4 protein-coding genes are annotated in these 4,144 nt (G+C 30.9%); all 4 read right to left on the reverse strand.

The genetic code is table 11. From position 1 onward, the window contains the following. Positions 1-256: 256 nt before the first annotated feature. Entirely contained in the window at positions 257-1,420 is a 1,164-nt protein-coding gene (locus RWQ74_RS08615) for a carbamoyl phosphate synthase large subunit (protein WP_314397894.1), read from the reverse strand. Positions 1,421-1,445: 25 nt separating this feature from the next. Next, positions 1,446-2,186, reverse strand: a complete 741-nt coding sequence (locus RWQ74_RS08620) for an esterase family protein (RefSeq protein ID WP_060913782.1) — start codon at positions 2,184-2,186, stop codon at positions 1,446-1,448. 32 nt (positions 2,187-2,218) lie between these two features. Beyond that, positions 2,219-3,049, reverse strand: coding sequence for an alpha/beta hydrolase-fold protein (locus RWQ74_RS08625; protein ID WP_314397895.1), 831 nt, complete (start codon positions 3,047-3,049; stop codon positions 2,219-2,221). A 316-nt stretch (positions 3,050-3,365) separates the two neighbouring features. Next, the coding region (locus RWQ74_RS08630; protein WP_314397897.1) for an LPXTG cell wall anchor domain-containing protein at positions 3,366-4,144 on the reverse strand (779 nt) is incomplete at its 5' end.

Below are 4,144 nucleotides of genomic sequence, written 5' to 3' on the forward strand. Positions count from 1 at the left end.
TGTATATAATTTAATCGAACTGATTTTTTCCATCAGTCCGATTTTTTGATGAGCCCTATTCTCTGGGGAAAAATAAAAGAAATACGGGAGTGACTCAAAAACCGCAATTTTTAAGTCACTCCCGCAAAGTTTATTAGACATCTAAAAAGCTTTTATAAAGCAAATTTAGATATCAATAAACCACTGCGTCTATGAGTTCTCATATACACTTTGTTAAAATTTAGAACTTTTGGGACAGTCCCACTTTACTATAAATTTATTTTAACTTCCCTACAAATCTTTCCATCTCTTTCATCTCTTCAAGAGTATCAGCAACAAGAACATACATTGTATTACCTTGTAATTCAGCAAAAGCTTCAGGCATTCTTAAAACAGCTTTTAATTTATCTTGATATTTATTTCTAATATCTTCATCTGAATATACATAATCTTTATAATCACGACGTGTTGAAGCTAATCCATATTTTTCATCAACATTTAATCCATTGAATGTTCCATTAACAACTTCAGCATAAACTCTAAAATAATCTGTTGAATGTGCAAAGTTATACACATCTACTGCAAAAGCTCCCGCTGGACGATTATTATACTCGATTGCTATATAATCATCTTTAGTTTTAAAAAATTCAATATGGAAGAATCTTTCTTTCATACCAAATGCTTTTACTGCATTTTTACCATATTCTACTAGTTTTGGATCTAAATCCTTATCGATATAATAAACCCAATCTAGTGTATTATTATTTAGTAAATCTAATGGAGTATGATAATAAACGATACTAGTATAGAAAACAATATTCCCTTTAGCATCTACTAATCCATCAAAGGTTACGATATCAGAATTATCAACGAAAGGTTCTAAGAAATAATGTGTTGTTCCATCCCATTCTTTTTTGAAATTTTCTACATCCTTCTTATCTTTAAGCTTATAAGTTGCTGATGCTCCTACTCCATTGTCAGGCTTAGCGATTAATGGAAGTTTTAACTTTTTAACACCTTTTTCGATGTCTCCTTCTTTTTTCACTAAGAAACCTGGTACTACAGGTACTCCTGCTTTTTCGAAATATTTTTTCATCTCTGATTTATGTTTTGTCTTTTTAAGATCGTTCTCTTTTAAACCGAACACATTAAACTGTGTACGAAGTGTAGCATCTAATTCCATCCAATGCTCATTTTGTGATTCTATTCTATCAATATGCCCATGCTTATAATATAAGAATGCAACAGCACGTTTCACTTCATCAACATCATCAAGACTATTAACTCTAAAATACTCAGTTAATGCTTCTTTAAGTCTTTGGTCTAACTGTTCATATGGCTCTTCACCTATTCCAAGTACATTAATCCCTTGATTTTTTAACTCAATAGAAAATTTTTGAAAATTGTGTGGATAATATGGTGATATAACTATGTAATTCATAAATCTTTGTCTCCTCTTAACTTTATTATAAATTTAATTTATCTAAAAAATATGGCATTTGGATTCTCCACCAAGGCCAGTCATGGGCAACATCCTCACCCCAAACATCAAACCATGCTGGAATATTCTTTTCTTCAAATGCTCTTTTCAAACTATAAAATGATGGAAGTCCATCTTGTTCCCATGGCCCTAGACCCGTACATACTATAATATCAGCGTTTCTATAGTGGTCAATAAACCAACCATCATTTTGATTCCAAATATTATCACTAGGTGAATTTCTATATATTAACTCATCATTTCCATATTCACCTACGAAAAATCTAGCATCATAAACTCCACTAAGTGAAATTACTTTACCAAATACATCCGGATGTTGTAGGAAAATATTAAACGAGTGATATCCTCCCATACTACAACCAGTAGCCATCATTTGTCCAAACCAACCTGTTTTATGTTTAATAAATGGAATAGCTTCTTCAATAACATACTTTTCATACTGTGTATGAGCTAATGCTCTATCGTGACCATTTTTCCAGTCGCATAACCACGATTCACTATCGACACTTGATAATGTAAAAAACTGTACTTTCCCTTCATTTATAAAACTTTCACAAGCATGAATCATGCCGAAATCATAATATTCATTATGTGTCCCACCTGATGATGGAAACACAACAATCGGTAATCCCGCATGTCCATACCTATTAAGAACCATTTCTCTTCCTAAATTTCCACTATAATGACTTAAATTTTCTATATTCAATCCTAAAACCTCCATTTTCTAAAAAAATATTTTTACCAATTTTCACTTATAAATCTTAAACACTCTGGTAAATATTTAGCCCAACACTCTTCACTGTGCTCTCCATTAGCCACAACATTTAATTTCAACTCACTTGTAGATAAACCAGCATCAATTAGCTGACGATAATAATCTAAACTTGCATCAATGTATAATTGTTTTAGGTTACCATTTGCCAATTGCTTATCTGTATCATCTCCCTCGTTCGTTCCAACTTCGATATACACTCTTTGATCTGAGACCTTATGTTTTGAAATAAATCTATCAAATTCAGGTTTATTCAACCAATTTGCAGATGAAAATACTCCCAAACAACCTACAACATCTTTATGTTCTAAACCAATATATTGTGATATATTAGCACCTAAAGAACTACCGATCATCGCTGTATATTCTCGTTGTGGTTTTGTACGATATGTGCTATCTATAAATGGCTTAACTACGTTTATAAAGAAATCAGCATATTCTGCACCTAATCCACCTAGAGTCAGACCGAAATTTAATATTGGTAAACTTGAAAATTTCCAAGGAGCATATTCATTCATTCTTCCCTCATTATCATTATCAATTCCAACTATTATCATTCTTGGCATATCTGGATTTCTTTTTATTGCTGGTATCACCTTCCAAGAATGTCCACTAAAAGATTCTCCACTATAAAAAACATTTTGTCCATCGTTCATATATACTACTGGATAATGTCTATGTTCATCTTGAGCATAGCATTTTGGTAAAAGAACCCTAATACGACGATTTTTCCCCGTATATGGAACTTTCAACTCATGCTCCTTCATTTCTAAATAAAAATACGCATCTCTATTCATTAATATTTTCCTTTAAAATTATTGTTATAGCTATAATTCTACCTTATTTCTCTTATAAAATCAATTAATTGAATGTAATTTTCCATGATTTTTCTGAAAATTAATATTTTCATATTATTTTTCATACTAGTGTAATGTTTATATTTAAATAATAAATAAAACGAAAAAATAGGAAAAAAGCTATACTACTTAATATAGCATAGCTTCTTCCTAATTTTTAAAATCAACCGTACTTGACAAAGAACCCAATTTAGAAGTATGTTTTCAAAATTGCCTCTCTTAGAATTAATTTAATAAATATTGTTTAGAAATAATATTATTTTCTATTTTTTCTTCTTCCTAATATTAGTGCACCGCTTAATACTAGTCCCATAGCAGCTAATGAAGCTAAATTATTATTTGATAGACCAGTTTTAGCTAAATGTTTTCCTGATTTTGAATTGTTGATATTTGATGAAGTTTGTTTAGATTTATTAGATACTATTGCGAATTTACTGAAGTGATCTATTTCAAATGTTACAACACCATCTTTTGTAGTAGAGTCTATTAATTTTAACTCCCCGTTATCTTTTATGTGATAGATAGCGACATCTTTTTCATCTTCTTTTAAGACAATGGCAACTGTACGTTTTGCATTTGAATTAACTACATGATTGTCTTTGTCTAGAAGTTTTAAATCTAATATTCTGATTTGATTGTCTGCAGGTAAGTTTAATTTTTCTAGAACTGAACTTGCTAAGGCTTTATCTTCTACAGGAGTTGCAGAAAGTTTTACTGCAGTTGTTTTATCAGTTAAAGTAACTTTAACCCCTGAAGCATCATTTGAGAATATATTGTTTATTATATCTTCAGATGGAGTTACGTTGTTGTTTGTGTTAGTGTTTTCTGCATTTGAATTATTATTAGGTTTATTTTCTGGAGCAGGTTTGTTTTCAGGTTTATTATTTCCTGCGTTATCATTATTTCCAGGTTTCACTTCTGTACCAGCATTGTTGTTAGTACCAGCGTTTGTGTTACCATTGTTTGGTTTCACTTCTGTACCAGCATTGTTGTTAGTACCAGCGTTTGTGTTACCATTGTTTGGTTTCACTTCTG

It is taken from the genome of uncultured Gemella sp., from assembly GCF_963525165.1.
In the GTDB taxonomy this organism is placed as follows: Bacteria; Bacillota; Bacilli; order Staphylococcales; family Gemellaceae; genus Gemella.

Excerpts from the sequence above, each read along its gene's own strand:
- RWQ74_RS08625 (WP_314397895.1), bottom strand. The coding sequence starts at position 3,049 with ATGAATAGAGATGCGTATTTTTATTTAGAAATGAAGGAGCATGAGTTG.
- RWQ74_RS08615 (WP_314397894.1), bottom strand. The coding sequence starts at position 1,420 with ATGAATTACATAGTTATATCACCATATTATCCACACAATTTTCAAAAA.